Consider the following 18012-nt stretch of genomic DNA (forward strand, 5'->3'; position numbering starts at 1 on the left):
AGCACCTGGTTCCTCTTGTATTCGCTACCCAGCCTGACGATGCCGCTTTGTTTGCCCGTGGATCTGATGCTGCGCGCACGAGTGGAGAGAGTGTGACCCAGCGTTTGCGTGGAAGGCGCTGGAACATGCATGCCTCGCAGACCCACTACGACCAGCGCATATGGCCGCTTGCACCGGTGGCTGTCCGGGAAGAGGGCGCTGTGCAATGGCGCTGCTATGAGCGGTAGATAGCTCCCTTAACTCAATGCTCTGCTTCGTCCGCAAATTCCTTCCCCAGGTCAGCACCAAAATCCTATCCTTGTCCGCTAACTTGCGGTAACGATGCCGGTTTGTTTGTCACCTCGTTCTGAGGACAAGGAGTACCCGTGGGGCCCGACGCTACTAATTTTGACTGGAACGACATTCCGCTCCTGCTGGCCCTGGCGCGCGAGGGCAGCATGAGCGCGGCCGGGCGCACCCTGGGTATCGACCCGTCGACCATGAGCCGGCGTCTTGCGGCCGCCGAGTCGGCGTTGCAGCGCCGGCTGTTTATCCGCGACAACTCCGGCTACCACGCCACGGAAGCGGGCACGGTGTTTCTCACCTATGCCGAGCGCGTGCTGGGTGATGTGAAAAGCATGCTGCTCGACACCTGCAGCGAGGCCGACGGCGTGGCCGGGCCGGTGCGCATCACCTCCATTGATTTCCTGTTCAGCCATTGGCTGGTCGAACACATGCCGGCGCTGATGGAATGCCATCCGCAGCTGCAGCTGCAATTGCTGGTGGCGAATCAGGCGCTGTCGTTCACCCGTCGCGAAGCAGACTTCGCCTTGCGCCTGGCGCGCCCGCATGATGACGCTGCGTTGGTGATGCGCAAAATCGGTGAGCTGGGTTTTGCCGTGTATGGCGCCGAGCGGTTCGCCGACATTCCCCGCGACCTCTGGTGCGAGCAACCGTGGCTGGCCTACGGCGAAGAATTGTCGGAGATGGCCGAGATGCGCTGGCTGCGCGACATCGCCCCACTGGCTCATTACCCGCTGCGGGTCAGCAGCGTGAGCACGTTGGTCAATGCCTGCGAAACCGGTTTGGGCCTCGGCGTTGTTGCCGTGCTTGTTGGGCGATCGCATTGGCCTGCGCCGCCTCAGCGATGATGTGGAAGTGCACCGCGAAGTCTGGTTGCTGAGCCACCGTGACGCCGGGCGCATCGGCCGTTTTCAGGCGGTGGCCAACTGGTTGAAAGACGTGTTCGAAAAAGACGCTGTACGCTTGCGCGGTGAATGTCGCGCGCCGGCGCCGCCTCCTTTGAATCAGGAAGACCCATGTTCGAGCTGATCAACAGTCATCTGCTGCTAATCGCCGCCGCCTTGCTGCTGGTGGACATCGCCGCCTGGCGACTGCTGCCGGGCCGACGCCAAACTCTGGCGCGTCGTGCTGCGTGTGGTGTTTTTCCTCACTTACAGCCTGGTGATTGTTGAAGCCGGTCTTAGCCTGTTGCTGCCGCCGCCCTGGCAGACGCCGGCGCTGAATGTGCTCGGTTCGGTATTGGGCATCGCCTGGTGGCTGATGCTCGCGCGCGCGGGCACGGTGCTGATGGGCGTGGTGCTGATGCCGCGCAGCGGCCATACCGGACGGCTGTTGCAAGACGTACTCGGGGCGCTGATTTTCCTGCTCGCCGCCGTAGCCGCAGCGGCGTATGTGATGCAACTGCCGGTCAAGGGCTTGCTCGCCACCTCGGGCATTGTTGCCATCGTCATCGGCTTGGCCTTGCAGAGCACTTTGAGCGATGTGTTTTCCGGCATCGTGCTGAACACCACCAAGCCGTATCGACTGGATGACTGGATCAGCATTGACGGCGTGGAAGGCCAGGTTATTGAGATCGACTGGCGCGCCACTTACCTGCGCACCGCGCAGGGCAGCACAGTGGTGATCCCCAACTCGGTGGCCGCAAAAACCAAGGTCATCAACCTCAATCGCGCGGCCAATGTGCAGGGGCGTTTCCATCAGCATCAGCGTGCCCGCCGCTGTGCGTCCACGCGTGGTCATCGAGGCGCTGGAAAAAACCTTGCAGGGCGTTCGCGCCTTGCTGCCAAAGCCGCCGGGGCGTGTCTCGGTAAAAGGTTCGGATCTGGAGTCGGTTGAATACGAAGCCAGCGGCTTTATCGCGGCGGGCAGCAGCAGTGCCGAAGCGCGCAACCTGATGTTCGACCTTGCCCATCGGCATCTCGAAGCGGCGGGCGTGCAGCGCGGCAGCGAAGTGCCGGCGAGCCGGATGCGTGCGGTATTGGATGACGTGAAAATCTTCAGATCCCTTAGCGGCGATCAGAAAGACGAACTCAGCCAGCACATGCAGGCGCAACGCTTTGTGGCCGGGCAAGTGGTGCTGGATTTTGAGCAGGTGTCCGAGCATCTGATGGTGATCGGCACCGGTGCGGTGTCGGCGTCGGTGCCGGCCAATGGCGGCGATTTCGTCGAGGCGGGGCGCATGGGCCCCGGCGAAGTATTGGGCGAGGAGGGCGTCACCGACGGCGTGCCGTCCCATGGCCGTTTCGTTGCACTCACCTCCGCGATTATTTATCTCATCGAAAAAGAGCAGTTTCAGCATTGCCTGCAAGAAAGCACTGAGGTGTCGAGCGCCTTGACGAAGCTGCACGCCTTTCGCATGAGCGCCACCGATTCGTTGTTGTTGCAAAAGCCGGCAGAAGTGAAGAAGGGCAAATTCCTAAGTTGGTTACAGCGTACCTAGCGGCCCGTTTCGCAGGCATGAAAAAAAGCCGCCGACGTTTTCGCGTCGGCGGCTTTTTGGTTTTCCGCGTTGGGTTATTGCAGGTGTTTTTTCAGTTCGCCACCGGCTTGCAACATCGCCGATTTCGCGCCGCTGATGTGGGCCAGCGGGTTGAGCAAACCGAAGTCATGGATCATGCCGTTGTAGCGGGTGGTGGTGACTTCCACGCCTGCCGCATCGAGCTTACGGCCGTACGCTTCGCCTTCATCACGCAGCACGTCGAACTCGGCGGTTTTGATTAGGGTTGGCGGCAAGCCTTTGAGTTGGTCCAGGCTGGCACGCAGCGGCGATACGTGGATGTTGGCGCGCTCTTTGGCGTCGGTGGTGTAGTTATTCCAGAACCATTTCATCAGCGGCTTGGTGAGGAAGTGGCCTTGGGCAAATTGGTTATACGAACCCGTCTCCAGGTTGGCATCCGTCACCGGCCACAGCAGGGCCTGGAAGCGCAGTTTCGGCGTACCTTTTTCTTTCGCCATCAGCGCGCACGGCAGCGGTCATGTTGCCGCCCACGCTATTACCGGCAACGGCCAAGCGAGTGCCGTCCACATTGATTTCCTGACCGTGCTCAGCCACCCATTTGGTCGCTGCGTACAGCTTGGTTGATGGCAGTGGGGTAGTGCGCTTCAGGCGACGGCGTGTAGTCGACATACACCGCGACCGCACCAGAATTCACCACTAGGTCGTGAATCAAACGAGCGTGGGTTGGGTAGTCGCCCAGCACCCAGCCGCCACCGTGGAAAAACATAAAGACCGGCAAGGTGCCGGTAACGCCGGCCGGACGAACGATGGTCAGCTTGATGCTCTGGCCGTCGGCGTTGATGACTTTGTCTTCGACCTGCGTATCGGAAAGATCGAACTTCACCGAAGCCTGTGCGCCAGTCAGCACCGCGCGTGCATCTTTTGGCGTCATCTGCTCAAGCGGCTTGCCGCCACCGGCTTCCAGGGCCTGCAGAAAGGCCTGAGTGTCCTGCTCCACGCCCGGGCTGCCAGCGGCAAACGCGGCGTTGAACGATAACGTCATGGCGGCGGCGATCAGGGTTTTTGCAGTTTCATGGTGAAGCTCCTTAAAGAATTGAGAGACCGAATTAGGTAGTGCCGTAAGGTGGGTCTGCGCTGTGTGCCAGACCGTGAGCAAATGATGGCGGCACGGCTCAAGGTTCGGAATAGACAGGGCTGCACGGGCACTTTGCAGAACTGCAAGGGCGCTGTTGCACGAACGCACGTGGGTTTTCGGCGTGACAGAAACGCAGAAGAATCTAGGGTTAAGGGGTCAAACGCCTGAAGCCGTCGACCCGTTGCAGTGAGGGGGAAGTATGCGAACCATCGTCAGTCGAGAGCCGTGGTGGGCCAAGCCGCCATTACCGGGGCAGGGAGAAATGCAGTTGGAATGGGGGTACCTCGTGGTTTACAGCGACGGGGTCTTCGAGTTTGAGCATGTGCGCCCCAGTGATGAGGAAATTCGTCAGCGCAAAGGTTGCCGCGTGCACCATTCGGAGCGCGAGCCAAATGCCAAGTCGTCTTTCTGACTGAGCGCCCTTCGCGCTCACTACGCGTCGCAGAAAGCGCACATTTTTAATCATTCCTTGAAGGTGCTTCTTAGGCGGCTGGGTGTTTGCCCGCTGTGAGATCGGTGATGGTACGGCCACGTTTACCGTCGTCACTTAATCAAGGAATCGCCTCATGAACACGGCTTCTCACCTGTTTGAACCTCTGCAACTGGGCACGCAGCAACTGCCTAACCGAATCGTGATGGCGCCGATGACGCGGTCGCGCACCGACCAGCCCGGCGACGTGCCCAATCAACTGATGGCCGAGTATTACGCCCAGCGCGCCAGTGCCGGCTTGATCGTCACCGAAGCCACGCAAATAAGCCCGCAAGGCAAGGGATACAGCTTTACGCCGGGCATCTACAACGCAGAACAGGTCGCCGGCTGGAAGCGCGTGACCGACGCGGTGCACGCGCAGGGCGGTCGAATTTTCATCCAGCTGTGGCATGTGGGGCGTATGTCGCACCACAGCTTTCACGCCGACCAAACGCCGGTCGCGCCTTCGGCCATCAAAGCCGACGCGCAGGTATGGGTGGTCGGTGACGACGGTGTGGGCCGCATGGTCGATGTCAGCATGCCGCGCGCGTTGTCGCTTGAAGGTATCAGCGAAGTGATTGGCGACTACCGCCGCGCCGCTCGCAACGCGATAGCCGCGGGTTTCGATGGCGTGGAAATCCATGCCGGCAATGGCTACCTCATCGATGAATTCCTGCGCACCACTTCTAACGTACGCGACGACCAGTACGGCGGCAGCCGCGACAATCGCGTGCGGTTTCTGTATGAAGTGGCCAGCGGTATCGCCGAGGAAATTGGCGCGGCGCGTACCGGCGTTCGTATGGCGCCCTTTATCACCGCACGCGGTATGAATTGTCCTGACGTTATCCCGACGATTTTGTTGGCTGCGCAGAAACTGCAGGGCTTGGGCGTGAGTTATATCCACCTAGCCGAGGCTGATTGGGATGACGCACCGCAGGTGCCAGAAGACTTTCGTCACCAGTTGCGGGCGATTTATCACGGTCGGGTAATTGTGGCTGGACGCTACGACTTGCAACGCGCCGAGGCCATTTTGACTGCGGGCCTTGCAGACCTGGTGGCCTTCGGCAGAAGCCTTCGTCGCCAACCCCGATTTGCCCGCACGGCTGCTCCATGGCTGGCCATTGGCAGGCTTTGACGCCAGTCAGCTATTCGGCGGTAACGAGCGGGGCTACAGCGACTACCCGCGTTATGCTGACACGGTCGAACCGGCCTGAAATCAGCTCGGCTGGCTTTGGTATCAGGCTGCTCAATCGGGGGTCGTCTAACGGGGAGGGGCATGATGAATCTGAAATTTCGAGTGTTTGGCCTGGCGCTTTTTTCGGCGCTGTGGCCGGTAAGTTACGCGAACGCGGCATCGTTCAACTGCGCCAGGTGGCCGCCGGCAGCGTTGAAGCGTTAGTGTGTAAAAACGCCTGCGCTGAGTGCGCTGGACGATGACTTGGCGCGGGTCTACAAGCAGGCCCAAGTCAAGGCCAAAAGCGAAAAGCCGCCCACTCTCAAAGCAGAGCAGCGTGGCTGGCTGAAGGCGCGTGATGAATGCTGGAAGACCGGTGACAAAAACCAGTGCCTGACCGACAGCTACCGGCGCCGCATCGCCGAGCTGCAGGCGCATTACGCGCTGGTGGCGGGTAAGGGGCCGATACGTTTTGTCTGCGACAACAAGGCCACCAACGTCGTCACCGCCACGTTTTACCCGACACAGCCTTCCACGCTGATAGCGAGCTACGGCGACAGCACCTCGTTGATGTTCGCACGCTCGATGGGCGCTAGCAGCGAGTACCAGGGCCGCAATGAATCGTTCGAACTGCATGACGACGGCGCAACGGTTGTCTGGGGCTATGAGGCGACGCCGATGCACTGCCAGAAAAAGTAGAAGGTCCGTCGCGCGTGCAGGACTTCTCTTCATAGAATCCTGCACGCGCGGCAGAGCATTCGCCGGGGAGCAACAACGGGCTTGGTGTGCCTGTTTTCCCGCTTACGCCACCACAGGAATCAACGGATCGGCTGCCGCTAACGCTTCAGCGCGATCGGCTTTAGGCGGATAAATCCAGAAGCCGTTGATTTCACTTTTGATCCGCTTGCCTTCATCGCGCACAAATTTCACCTCGCGTTGCCAACCCTCGGTAAACACCGCTCCCCAAGCGCCCAAGTCCAGGCAGGTAACGTATTTGACCTGGCTGTAGGCAATAGGCGCGACACCCAGCAAGTCGGCGGCCGCGTTATTGCCGGCGGAGCGGCCCAGGGCAATGGCATGTTGGCAGGTCATGAGCGCGTGATTGCCGCTGTCGTCGACCTGTGCGTAGGCCACATCGCCCGAGGCATACACGTCGGCCTGGCCCAACACCTTCAGGTTCCGGTCCACGTGCAAGCGGCCTTGGTTATCCCGCTCGCCAGGCACCTGTGCCGTGAGGGCGCTGGCCCGCACGCCGACGGTCCAGATAACGGTGTGGGCTTCGATACGTTGACCCTCCGCGAGGGTCACGCCAGTGGCGTCTACCGATGCGACGCTGCTGTTCAGCCGCCATTCGACACCCAGTTCTTCACACGCCTGGGCAACAAGCTGCTGGGGACCGTCGCCCATTGCGCCGCCGATTTGGCCGCCGCGATCAACCACAATCACCCGTACATCCGCATCGGCCCCGAGTGCTGCGCGCAGCCGCGCCGGCATTTCGGTCGCCGTTTCGATACCGGTAAATCCGCCACCCGCCACCACCACGGTGTTGCGCGCCGTAGAGACAGGGCGTTGGCTGAGGGCGTTCAGGTGCTGTTCCAACTGCATGGCGTGTTCGATTTGATCGACGTCAAACGCGTGCTCAAGCCCTGGCAGCTCTGGCCGCCATACCGTGCTGCCGCTGGCCAATACCAGGCGGTCGTAAGTGAGCGTAGCGAGAACGCCAGCGCCGTCCCGGTAACCGACCTGCTTGCCGGCGACGTCAATTTCTTCCACGCTGCCCTGCACAAAGCGAACACCTACCGCGTTGAACAGTTCGCCCAGCGGCGCAGTCATGCCGTGAACGTTGGGCTCATAGAAACGCGGGCGAATGCGCAGCTCGGCTTGCGGTGCGAGCACCGCTACTTCGGTGTCGGTGTGATGGTGTTGGTCCAGCAGACGTGCTGCGCTCAGGGCGCTCCACATACCCGCAAAGCCCGCGCCGACGATCAGAATGCGTTGTTTCATGTTCTTATCTCTTTTGTTGGAAGGGAAAGTCGCTGAAGAACGAGTACATCAATCGCCTTAGGCCCGGGCAGGCTGTTGCTCTCGTAACGCCGACTATAGTTGTCGGAGTTATGCGCTTCAAGTGGATTTTTTAGGCTAAAAGATGAGGCTTTGCGTGTTTGGTGTATTTCTCCTTAAATAACAGTTGCTTGCGTGTGAATAATTGCGTTTATGTAAAAAATGAAATGTGTTTTTTGTTGATAAAATATCAGAGCTTTCGCATCATTATGCGACCAAATCAGTCGGAGTGTTAAGTGGCTTTGTATAGCGCAGGTGTGGAGTACGGCATCCACTGCATGTTGTGGTTAGCGGACGAGAAGGGTGATAGCCGCGAGGCCAGCGTGCGTGCCTTGGCGCAATTGCAAGGCGTACCGCCGGAACTGCTCGCGAAGATTTTCACCCGGCTGGCCAAGGCCGAGTTGGTGGTTGCCACCACGGGCGTACGCGGCGGCTTCAAGCTCGCGCGCCCTGCGGACGAGATCACCATGCTCGATATCGTGCGTGCCATTGATGGCGATAAATCCATCTTCGATTGCCGCAACGTGCGCGAGCGCTGCGCTGTGTTTGACGGCTCCCCGCCCGAGTGGGCAATGGCCGGAACCTGCGGCGTTCATGCGGTGATGCTCACGGCGCAAAAACGCATGGAAGAAGCGCTGGCGCAGCAAACCGTGCTTGACGTTGCCCGTCGCTTCGGCCGCAAAGCGCCGCCCGAATTTGGCGAGCAGGTGATGCGCTGGTGGGATGAGCAGCGCGACGGGAAAGCCAGTCCGCCCGTCTCTGACACGGAATAGGCAAGCGCCTGAACGCCGAATAAAAAAACGCCCGCATTCTCACGAAGCGGGCGTTTTTTTTGCAGCTGCAAAGCGCTATTCGCTGCCGGCTTTGACCTGCACATCGGTAATTTTAAGCACTTCAGCCTGCTCCAGCACCTCAGCTTCGCTGGCTTCGGCATCCGGCATCAGCAGGCTGTTCTCCGCATCGCCATGGTGCAGCTCAATGAGATGACGCACCGCCTGCGCCTGGCTGAGTTGGCCGTTTCCAGTGTCGATGGCGTGCGAGCGAGGCTCGGCTTCGAAGCGGTAATGAATGGTGAATTGGGGCATGACGAGTTTCCTTTGCATGTGAACGGATAACTAATTGATCTGTAGGTCAAGAAAATCGTTCACACCGTGTCGTTGCTCGTACCCCGCGTCGTTTCTGCAGCGATTCGCTTAGGGGTTCGGCAAGCGGCGACGTGCTTTTGGTCGAATTCGCAACCTCGCGGCCGACGGTCACAGAGGTTGAACAAACTCCGAAGCCTCGCCGTCGACTCTCTGACTTCTGCAGATTTCCTCGCCTCGCTTCGCCGGCAGCGTGGGAAGCCGCTGCCACTTTTTAAGACCCTTAGAGGCTGTCCGCTCGACCCGTTCCCAAGCGTATGTGCCCTGATTTTTAGAGGTGATTCATGAACACGACTTTTAAGCTGGCCTCGATAGGGCTGTTTGTTTCGTTCGGTTTGCAAAGCGCGTTTGCCGAAGAAACGAAGAAGGTGGACGTGCTACTCGTGGGCGGCGGCATCATGAGCTCGACCTTGGCGATCTGGTTAAACGAGCTGGAGCCTGGTTGGTCGATGGAAATGATCGAGCGCCTCGACGGCGTGGCCGAAGAAAGCTCCAACGGTTGGAACAACGCAGGCACCGGTCACTCGGCATTGGCCGAGTTGAACTACACGCCAATGGACGAAAACGGCAACGTCTCGATCAGCAAGGCGGTGGAGATTAACGAATCGTTCCAGATCACCCGGCAATTCCTCGCCTGGCAAGTGAAAAAGGGTGCGCTGAAAAACCCGCGTTCCTTCATCAATTCCACTCCACACATGAGCTTTGTATGGGGTGACGACAACATCAAATTCCTGAAAAAACGCTACGAGGCGCTGCAGGCGAGCCCGCTGTTCCGGCCGATGCAATATTCCGAAGACCCGGAGCAAATCAAGCAATGGGTGCCGCTGATGATGGAAGGCCGTGACCCCAACCAGAAGCTCGCCGCCACCTGGACCCCCTTCGGCACCGACGTGAACTTTGGCGAAATCACTCGTCAATTCGTCAGCCATTTGCAGAGCCAGCCGAACTTCGCGCTGAAACTGTCCACCGAAGTGCAGGACATCACCCGCAACGACGACGGCTCCTGGCACGTGGAATACAAGAATCTGAAAGACGGCAGCGAAGGCGCCACCGATACCAAGTTTCTCTTCGTCGGCGCCGGTGGTGGTGCGTTGAAGCTGCTACAGAAATCCGACATACCCGAAGCTCACGAATACGGCGGCTTCCCGGTAGGTGGCTCGTTCCTGGTCACCGAAAACCCGACCATTGCCGAGCAGCACATGGCCAAGGCCTACGGCATCGCGCCGACTGGGGCGCCGCCCATGTCGGTTCCGCACCTGGACACCCGCGTGCTCGACGGCAAACGCGTGATCTTGTTCGGACCGTTCGCCACGTTCTCCACCAAATTCCTCAAAGAGGGCTCGTTCTGGGATCTTTTTAGCAGCACCACCACCGAGAACGTCTGGCCGATGACTCGCGTCGGGTTGCGTGAATTCGACTTGGTGCAGTACCTGATTGGCCAAGTCATGCAATCGGACGATGACCGTTTCGAAGCGCTGCAACAGTACTTCCCACAAGCCAAGAAAGAGGATTGGCACTTGGTACAGGCCGGCCAGCGCGTGCAGATCATCAAGCGAGACGAAGACAAAGGCGGTGTGCTGAAACTGGGCACCGAAGTAGTCACCTCCCAGGACGGCACCATCGCCGGCCTGCTCGGTGCTTCGCCGGGCGCTTCGACCGCTGCGCCGATCATGCTTGAAGTGCTGAAAAAGTCCTTCAAAGACCAAGTAGAAACGCCCGCCTGGCAGGAAAAGCTGCATCAGATTATTCCCAGCTACGGCACTCATCTAAACGACAGTGCCGAACGTGTCGAGCAAGAGTGGGCGTACACCAGCGAAGTGCTGCAACTGGCACCACCGCCCGGCATCAACAAAGAAAAGGTGCCGCAGCCGACCGGGCCGGTTGGAGAGCCGGGTGAAACGCACCAAAACCAAGACCCCGACTTGAACCCTTGATGCAGGCGAAGAGCCTGAGGGATGAGCAGGACGGCGCCCATGAATGAAACCGAACGTGCAAAGGAAATGGCAGCTTGGCGATACCTGCTCGAAGACGACGTGTACCGCCTGGGCTTCCCGAAGGATTTCCATCGAACCCTGATGACGCGCGCCGATGAGCTGCTAGCGCGCGGAGTGATCTGCGAATCGGATTGGAATCTGCTGAAAGATGCCGCTGACCAAGCTTATAAACGCACCTGCGACGGGCTTGAGCGCAACGAAAAGGATTGCGTCAATCTGGCTTCGCTGCGGTTGCCTGGGGACGTGCAGTGACGTTTGCGCTAAATAGACGGTTCAGCGTCGTAGCGGTTGGAGTGGCAACTTCGCTCGCCCACCGCTTAAAGAAAAAACCCCGAAGGTTTTCGCCTTCGGGGTTTTTTTGTTTGGTGGAGCCGGGGGGATTTGAACCCCCGTCCGCCAGTCCGCTGCTGTCGGTTCTACATGCTTAGCCGTGTCTATTGAGTTAACCCTCAGCCGCCCGACGGGCAGGGTGCTTTGGGCGAGTTGTGTAAGTTTTAGCCGTTTCGTCCACAACGTACTACGCGGCGATTCTGTTCTATATGACAATCATTTTGGGTTTACAGACATCCCCTCATGATTGCTGGAGCCGAAGCTACCAGAAGTGCGACTAGGCTGCTTACGCAGCTAGTTGGGCACCGTAATTGTCATCATTGGCAATTATAGAGTTTTGCAACAGTGGATTTACGAGTTCTGTTACCAACTCGGCATGCCCCTCAAGTTTTGTAACCGGCGTCGAATCCTAATCGGCCCCAAAACCTATCGTGGTCAACGATTGGGACCGGCAGTCTACTGCAAAGGTTCCAGCGCGTCGACCAGCTTGCCGTACGCCATCGGCGCCAACAGGCTATAAGATTAGGCTCATAAGTATTCTGTCGTAACGTGCAGTTATTGCTGAGACCTGCCCTATGCCGTGTAGCCCGCGTTACCCCTTGCGCCAATGGATTTGGCGCGCGTTTTTGCAAAGTGCGTTGATTCCGCTGGTGCTGGTGGAGTCGGTACTCATTGCCGTGTACCTGCTCACCAATACCGCCATTCGCGATACCCAGTTGGACTACCTGCAACAGCGCGCTGCCCAGGATTTAACCGGCACCGTGCAACGCGAGGGCGAGATCATTGGCCGGCGCCTCGAGGGCTTGGAGGCGCAGACAAAAATCTACCAGGCCGCGACCACGCGCGCGTTATCCGACCTGACGTATCAGGCCGATGCACTGGAGCGCTCACGCTATTCCACAACGCCCGACGGCGTGCATTACAGCCATCGCGACGAGGGGCGTGCGGCGTCGTTTTATTCCAACGCCACACCGTTGGAAAAACAGGACCACGCCAAGGTGCTGCGCCTGTCCCGCGTGGACGTACTGATGCGCTGGATACGCGACGCCAACCCGCTGGTGTCGGCCCTGTATTTCAACAGTTGGGACAGCTACAACCGCATCTACCCGTTCTTCATGACGCCGGATCGCTATGTTCACGACATGGTGATTCCTGATTACAACTTCTATTACTTGGCCGACGCCAAGCACAACCCCGAGCGTAAGGTGGTGTGGACCGACGTGTATCTCGACCCCGCCGGCCAAGGCTGGATGATGTCGGCGGTGGCGCCGGTGTACCGCGATAATTTTCTTGAAGGTGTGGTGGGGCTCGACATCACGGTCGGTCAGATGGTCAGCGAAATCGGCAACCTGCAAGTGCCCTGGCATGGCTATGCCGTGCTGGTCAGCCGCGATCAGAAAGTCATCGCCTTGCCCGCTGCCGGCGAGCAGGATTTCGGCCTTAACGAACTGACCGAATACAGCTACGCCGAAGCGGTGCGGCGTGAGGTGCTCAAGCCCGACGACTTCGACCTGAAAGACCGCCGCGATTTGCAGCCGTTGCTGCAAGCCATGACCGCCAGCCGCAGTGATGTGAAAGAAGTGATGCTGGGCGGCCGAAAGCAACTGGTGGCCTGGAGCGAAATTCCGCAAACCGGCTGGCGGTTGATGGTTGTGGTGGATGAAGCAAACATCTTCCAGGCCACCGAAAATCTGGCCGAGCGCTATCAGCAGATTGGCTACCTGCTGATCGCCGGTCTGGTGTTTTTCTACCTACTGTTCTTCGCCTGGATGTGGCGCCGCTCACGGCTGCTGACGGCCAAATTGGCCAAGCCCATGGCGGATGTGGTGGACATGATGGGCGAGCTGGGAAAAGGCAATTACAAGCCGCAGTCCACCGACATCGAGATCGACGAGCTGGCCTACATGGCCGAGGCGGCCCAAAAGACCGGGCAGCAACTCCAGGCCAGCGAAGACGAGCGCTTCAAAGCCCAAGCACAGCTGGAGTTGGTGCTCGAAAGCACCACCGAAAGCCTGTGGGAAGTCGAGGCGCGGAGCATGACCATTACCGTGCGGGGCCGTGGCGTAAAGCGTTACGGCCTGAATATCCAGTGCCTGACATTTGCCGAGTTCAACCAGCGCGTGCACCCCGACGATCTTGACCGCTTGCGTCAGCTGCGTTTCGGTTTTGCCGATAGCACCGAAGACACCTTCGAGGCGCAATATCGCTTCGCCGACGCCGAGGGCAATTACGTCTGGCTGCTCAGTCGCGGCAAAGTGCTGGAACGCGATGCGCAAGGTCGACCCATGCGCGTGGCCGGCACCCACGTGGATATTTCCGGGCTCAAACAAGTGCAGGAAGACCTGCGCCGCGCCAGCCTGGAGGCGCAAGAGGCCAGCCAGGCCAAGAGCCGTTTCCTGTCGAGCATGAGCCACGAGTTGCGCACACCGCTCAACGCCATTTACGGCTTTGCGCAATTGATCGAGCTGGACGCCCAGGAGCAGCCCGGCGCCGAACAGCAGGCCGACTATGCCCGCGAGATCGTTAACGCCAGTCGCCATTTGACCTCGCTGGTGGAAGACATTCTTGACCTTTCCAGCATCGAAAGCCGGCGCCAGCAATTGCAGTTTTCCTCCGTCGACGTGGCGGAGCTGCTGCGCAGTTGTGCCGAGCTGGTGCAGCCGGAAGCCTCTCAACGTGGCCAGCAGTTGCAAGTGATGGCGTCGGAACAGTCCGGCATGTACGTCTGGGCCGATGTCCGTCGGGTGCGGCAGGTGATGCTCAACCTGCTGTCCAACGCGATTAAATACAACAGCCCGCAAGGCATGGTCAGCCTCGGCTACGAAGTGCGCGCCAGCGGCATTCGTCTATGGGTGCAGGACACCGGGCCGGGCCTGACCGACGATCAACAGAGCCGGCTGTTCCAACCGTTCCAGCGCCTCGGTTGGGAAAATTCGACCATCCCCGGCGCCGGCATCGGTTTGGTGCTGAGCCGCGAACTGGCGGAGTTGATGGATGGCGAGCTGGGCTTGATGAGCACGCCCGGCATTGGCAGCCGTTTCTGGATCGACCTGCCTAGCGCTGCCGCACCGGAAACCAGCGCGCCGTCGAGCGCCGTTGCCGCGAAGGAAAGCAAGGAATTGGCTGCCGTGCTGTGTGTGGAAGATCACCCGGCGTGCATGCGGGTATTGCAGGAAGGCCTGCGCGGAATGGCGGACGTACGTGGTGCCGCGTCCATACAGCGCGCGTACGCCATGCTCGAAAGTTTCACGCCGGACCTGGTGCTGCTCGACCTCGACCTGCCCGACGGCGATGGCCTGCATATTCTCGACCTGCTGCGCCGCACCCCGCACCTCAGCGATGTGCCGGTTTTGGTGGTGAGCGCCGCTGCCGACGAAGACGTGTTCGCCGACGCGCTGCGCCGTGGCGCGCAAGACTGCCTGGCCAAGCCCGTGGACTTGCAACAGCTGCGGCAAGTGGCGATGAAGCTCTTGGTGGAGGTGGTGGTGATTGATCAGTAGGGCGACGCAAGACGCCTGACGGCGACTAAATTCCATCCACAAAAAAAGCCGGCAGAACGCCGGCTTTTCATTTACGCGAAAACCGACAATCAGCTACCGCCGCTGCCGCCACCGCTGTCGCCGCTGCCTTCGGTGTTCGGCGCTTCGAGGCGTTGCACGGCCATGGCCGAGGCTTCCACGCATTTCTTCTCATCGCCAGCGGCTTTCGCTTGCTTGGCGGAGGTTTGCAGTTCCATCACTTGAGTCTTCAGCGACTCGCTCATCGTGGCCTGCTTGGTGGTCAGGGTGTCCTGGATTTTCTGCAGGTTGGCTTCGCACAGGTCGGCGGCGAAAACAGGTGATGCCATCAGAGTCGCGGACAGTAGTGCCGCTGGGTACAGCAAGGCGGTGCGCTTCATGGTGAATCTCCTTCTCGTGGCTGCAGCTCTCGTCCAGAACCCCGGGTTGGGGCTCGCGGAGCCGTGAGGGGGCGAGACTGTCATAACCCGCTTTATCACCGGGCGTATACAGATGGACTTTCACCTAAACGAAGCGGTTCAGTGTTTTTTCCAGCCTTTTCTCACCCGACTTTTGTAGGAGCGGCTTCAGCCGCGATCGGCCCGATGCACTGATGCCGTCCTGCTCGCACCGAATCCCAACCGCTCAGCCCTACACCGACGGCACCCGCGGCTGCGTCACCCTATCCACCAGATACACCAGGCTGTGGTAGTCGATGCCGCTATGTTGGCTCAGGCCAATTTCACAGGTGCGGCTGGTGGAAATGCCTTCGTCGCAGTGCTGCACGGCGTCTTTCAAACTGCGCAAGGCGTGGGCGTTCAACTGCGGCGTGGTGAAGCCTTTGTCGCCAGCGAAACCGCAGCAATGAATGCCTTCGGGCACCACCACATTTTTGCTGCACAGGCGCGCCAGGTCGATCAGCGCCTGGCTTTCGCCGAGGTGTTGGGTGCTGCACGTTACGTGTACGGCGATGGGCGCGTCCTGGGGCACGAATGTCAGCTTGTCGAGCAGGTGGGTGCGGATGAAGCGCACGGGGTCGTAAAGGTCCAGGCGTGGTTCGCCGAGGTCCTGCACCAGCCGAAGCGTGCACGGACTGGTGTCGCAGTAGATCGGGTCGAGCCCGCCACGGCTGGCTTCAAGCAGGGCGTTGATCAGTTCCTGGCGTTTGGCGTCTGCCTGCTCGTTGTAGCCTTTCGAGGCGAAGGGCTGGCCGCAGCAGAGGTTGTCCAGATTGCTCGGAAACACCACTTGATAGCCGGCTTTTTCCAGCAACCTTTGGGTTTTGCCGAATAGCGACTGTTGTTCACGATCCGCCGCTGCGGGGCCCATGGCGCGGGAAACACAGGCTGCCAGGTACACCACGCGCGGCCTTGCTTCTTCTACGGGCGGGGTGAAGCGAACCGCCCGTTCGGGTTGCGGCATGGCCGGTGACCACTGCGGAACGCGCTGTTTCGAGGCCTTGCTAAACCATGCCGAAACCTTCGCCAGGCGCGGCGCGCCGAGCAGCATGCGTGCGCCGTTGGCGACATGAAGGGTGAAGCGCGCACCTTGCAAGGCGGTGTGAAAATTCTTGCTCAGCCAGTCGGCGGCTTTGCCCTGATCGGCGCTTTGCGCGCGGAGTTTTTTCACCAGCTCGCCGGTGTTGATCCCGACCGGACAGCGCTGCGCACAGAGGCCGGTGGCGGCGCAGGTGTCGATGCCTTGGTAATGGAAGTCGCGCTTCAGGTCGGTGGTGTCGAGGCCAGCCCGTTGCTTGGCTTGAATGTCGCGCCAGATCACGATGCGTTGGCGCGGACTCAGCGTCAGGCCCTTCGATGGGCACACCGGCTCGCAGAAGCCGCACTCAATGCATTTGTCGACGATCTCGTCGGCGGCCGGCAGCGGTTTCAGGTGCTTGAGGTGCACCTGCGGATCTTCGCTGAGCACCACGTCCGGGTTAAGAATGCCGCGCGGATCGAGCAGCCGTTTGAGCTGCCACATCAGTTGATACGCGTCGCTTCCCCATTCCAATTCCACGAACGGCGCCATGTTGCGCCCGGTGCCGTGTTCGGCTTTCAGCGACCCGCCAAATTCCACCGCCACCAGTTGCGCCACGTCATCCATAAACGCCGAATAGCGCGCCACTTTTTCCGGCGTGTCGAAGGCCTGGGTGAAGACGAAGTGCAAATTGCCCTCCAGCGCATGGCCGAACAGGATCGCCTCGTCGTAGCGGTGCTTGTCGAACAGGGCAATCAGGCGGTTGACGCCGGTGGCCAGGTGTTCGACCGGAAAGGTCACGTCTTCAATGATCACCGTGGTGCCGGTCTCGCGCACCGCACCGACGGCGGGGAAGGTGTCTTTGCGAATCGCCCAGAGCTGGTTGTACACCGACGGATCGGTGCTGAAGTCGACCTGTTTTTCCACCGGAAAGCCGGCGAGCGAGGCCATGATCAGGCCGATTTGTTCGTGCAGCAGACTGTCGCTGGCCGCGCGGGATTCGATTAGCAACGCGCACGCGCCCGCTGACAATTCGCGAACGAATGCCGGCATGCCGGCTTTGTTTTCCACCGAGCGCAGACTGCGTCGGTCGAGCAGTTCCACCGCTGAAACCGGTTGGCTTTTCAGCACGGTCACGGCGTTGCAGCAGCTCTCTACATCGGTGAATACGATCAGCGCCGAGGCTTTATGCGGGTGATCGATAACGGTGTCGTAGGTCACGGCGCTGATAAAGCCGAGCGTGCCTTCGGAGCCCACCAGCAGGTGAGTGAGGATGTCGAGCGGTTGGTCGTAGTCGACCAAGGCATTGAGCGACAAGCCGGTGGTGTTTTTCAGGCGGTATTTATGCCGAATTTTTGCTGCCAGTTCGGTGTGCGCTCGGGTGTTACGGCCCAGTTCAGCGAGCTGCTCCAACAGCGCGCCATGGGTGCCATGAAAGGCGGCGACGCTGGCCGGGTCTTCGCTGTCCAGGCGTGTGCCATCGGCCAGTACCAGGCGCATGCCAGCGAGCGTGTGGTAGGTGTTTTGCGCCGTGCCGCAGCACATGCCACTGGCGTTGTTGGCGACGATACCGCCAATCTTGCAGGCGTTGATCGAGGCTGGATCCGGGCCGATCTTGCGCCCGAACGGCGCTAGCCAGGCGTTGGCCTGGGCGCCGATGACGCCAGGTTGCAGACGAATCTGCGCACCGTTCTGACGAATCTCACGGCCATTCCAGTTATCGCCCAGCACGATCAATACCGAGTCGCTGATGGCTTGGCCCGACAAGCTGGTGCCCGCCGCGCGAAAGGTGACCGGCACCTGTTCGGCGTGGGCCAATTGCAGCAGTTGCACCACTTCGTCTTCGCTTTCGACGCGCACGACCAGCTTGGGAATCAGCCGATAAAAACTGGCGTCAGTGCCGAAGGCCAAGGTGGACAGCGCATCGTCAAAACGCCGTTCGCGCGGGATCAGCTGTTCTACGGCAGCGAGGAAAGCAGTGGGCAAACTCAAAG

General features: G+C 60.0%; 12 protein-coding genes, 1 other RNA gene and 3 pseudogenes. 10 read left to right on the forward strand and 6 right to left on the reverse strand.

The features are described from left to right. The first annotated feature begins 365 nt into the window (after window positions 1–365). The 3 genes and pseudogenes from ACZZZP_RS02135 to ACZZZP_RS02145 all read left to right on the forward strand — a co-directional run bounded on the left by ACZZZP_RS02135 (window position 366) and on the right by ACZZZP_RS02145 (window position 2722). Window positions 366–1130: a LysR family transcriptional regulator gene (locus ACZZZP_RS02135; protein ID WP_463536226.1), complete on the forward strand. Its 765-nt coding sequence runs from the start codon at window positions 366–368 to the stop codon at window positions 1128–1130. Continuing rightward, the gene (locus ACZZZP_RS02140) at window positions 1093–1311 is read left to right on the forward strand and encodes a hypothetical protein (protein WP_463536227.1); all 219 of its coding nucleotides are present in this window, start codon (window positions 1093–1095) and stop codon (window positions 1309–1311) included. Before ACZZZP_RS02135 ends, ACZZZP_RS02140 begins: the two co-directional genes overlap by 38 nt. Beyond that, window positions 1299–2722, forward strand: a pseudogene (locus tag ACZZZP_RS02145) (mechanosensitive ion channel domain-containing protein). The gene ACZZZP_RS02140 and the pseudogene ACZZZP_RS02145 overlap by 13 nt, the downstream one beginning before the upstream one ends. A gap of 74 nt (window positions 2723–2796) precedes the next feature. Here ACZZZP_RS02145 and ACZZZP_RS02150 read toward each other — a convergent pair. Further along, window positions 2797–3782, reverse strand: a pseudogene (locus tag ACZZZP_RS02150) (alpha/beta hydrolase). Window positions 3783–4074: 292 nt separating this feature from the next. Between ACZZZP_RS02150 and ACZZZP_RS02155 the strand changes: the two are divergent. From ACZZZP_RS02155 to ACZZZP_RS02165, 3 genes and pseudogenes are all read left to right on the forward strand, one after another. Then, complete coding sequence (locus tag ACZZZP_RS02155) at window positions 4075–4287, forward strand: hypothetical protein (RefSeq protein ID WP_122493102.1); 213 nt, start codon at window positions 4075–4077, stop codon at window positions 4285–4287. A 154-nt stretch (window positions 4288–4441) separates the two neighbouring features. Continuing rightward, window positions 4442–5558 (forward strand): annotated as a pseudogene (locus ACZZZP_RS02160) (alkene reductase). A gap of 212 nt (window positions 5559–5770) precedes the next feature. Then, the gene (locus ACZZZP_RS02165; RefSeq protein WP_463536925.1) at window positions 5771–6217 is read left to right on the forward strand and encodes a lysozyme inhibitor LprI family protein; all 447 of its coding nucleotides are present in this window, start codon (window positions 5771–5773) and stop codon (window positions 6215–6217) included. A 102-nt stretch (window positions 6218–6319) separates the two neighbouring features. Here ACZZZP_RS02165 and ACZZZP_RS02170 read toward each other — a convergent pair whose 3' ends face one another. Further along, complete coding sequence (locus tag ACZZZP_RS02170) at window positions 6320–7522, reverse strand: NAD(P)/FAD-dependent oxidoreductase (RefSeq protein ID WP_463381659.1); 1203 nt, start codon at window positions 7520–7522, stop codon at window positions 6320–6322. Between the two features lie 293 nt (window positions 7523–7815). Between ACZZZP_RS02170 and ACZZZP_RS02175 the strand changes: the two genes are divergently transcribed. Continuing rightward, window positions 7816–8352, forward strand: a complete 537-nt coding sequence (locus ACZZZP_RS02175) for an RrF2 family transcriptional regulator (RefSeq protein ID WP_463381660.1) — start codon at window positions 7816–7818, stop codon at window positions 8350–8352. A 75-nt stretch (window positions 8353–8427) separates the two neighbouring features. Here the strand turns inward: ACZZZP_RS02175 and ACZZZP_RS02180 are convergent, their stop codons facing one another. After that, the gene (locus tag ACZZZP_RS02180; RefSeq protein ID WP_463381661.1) at window positions 8428–8664 is read right to left on the reverse strand and encodes a hypothetical protein; all 237 of its coding nucleotides are present in this window, start codon (window positions 8662–8664) and stop codon (window positions 8428–8430) included. A 341-nt stretch (window positions 8665–9005) separates the two neighbouring features. Here ACZZZP_RS02180 and mqo point away from each other — a divergent pair, with 341 nt between their 5' ends. Beyond that, window positions 9006–10655 (forward strand): malate dehydrogenase (quinone), encoded by a 1650-nt coding sequence (gene mqo, locus ACZZZP_RS02185; protein ID WP_463381662.1) that lies wholly within the window; start codon window positions 9006–9008, stop codon window positions 10653–10655. Between the two features lie 39 nt (window positions 10656–10694). Next, window positions 10695–10967, forward strand: a complete 273-nt coding sequence (locus ACZZZP_RS02190; RefSeq protein ID WP_463381663.1) for a hypothetical protein — start codon at window positions 10695–10697, stop codon at window positions 10965–10967. 111 nt (window positions 10968–11078) lie between these two features. On the opposite strand, the gene ssrA is transcribed toward ACZZZP_RS02190, so the two are convergent. Next, window positions 11079–11466: a transfer-messenger RNA gene (gene ssrA / locus ACZZZP_RS02195) on the reverse strand. Between the two features lie 154 nt (window positions 11467–11620). Here ssrA and ACZZZP_RS02200 point away from each other — a divergent pair. Continuing rightward, on the forward strand, window positions 11621–14545 hold the full coding sequence (locus tag ACZZZP_RS02200; protein ID WP_463381664.1) for a response regulator: 2925 nt from the start codon (window positions 11621–11623) through the stop codon (window positions 14543–14545). Between the two features lie 89 nt (window positions 14546–14634). Here the strand turns inward: ACZZZP_RS02200 and ACZZZP_RS02205 are convergent, their stop codons facing one another. Further along, window positions 14635–14943: a hypothetical protein gene (locus tag ACZZZP_RS02205; RefSeq protein ID WP_122493087.1), complete on the reverse strand. Its 309-nt coding sequence runs from the start codon at window positions 14941–14943 to the stop codon at window positions 14635–14637. Between the two features lie 250 nt (window positions 14944–15193). Continuing rightward, the gene (locus ACZZZP_RS02210; protein WP_463381665.1) at window positions 15194–18010 is read right to left on the reverse strand and encodes an FAD-binding and (Fe-S)-binding domain-containing protein; all 2817 of its coding nucleotides are present in this window, start codon (window positions 18008–18010) and stop codon (window positions 15194–15196) included. Between the last annotated feature and the right edge of the window lie 2 nt (window positions 18011–18012).

Source organism: Pseudomonas sp. AC211 (assembly GCF_979258055.1).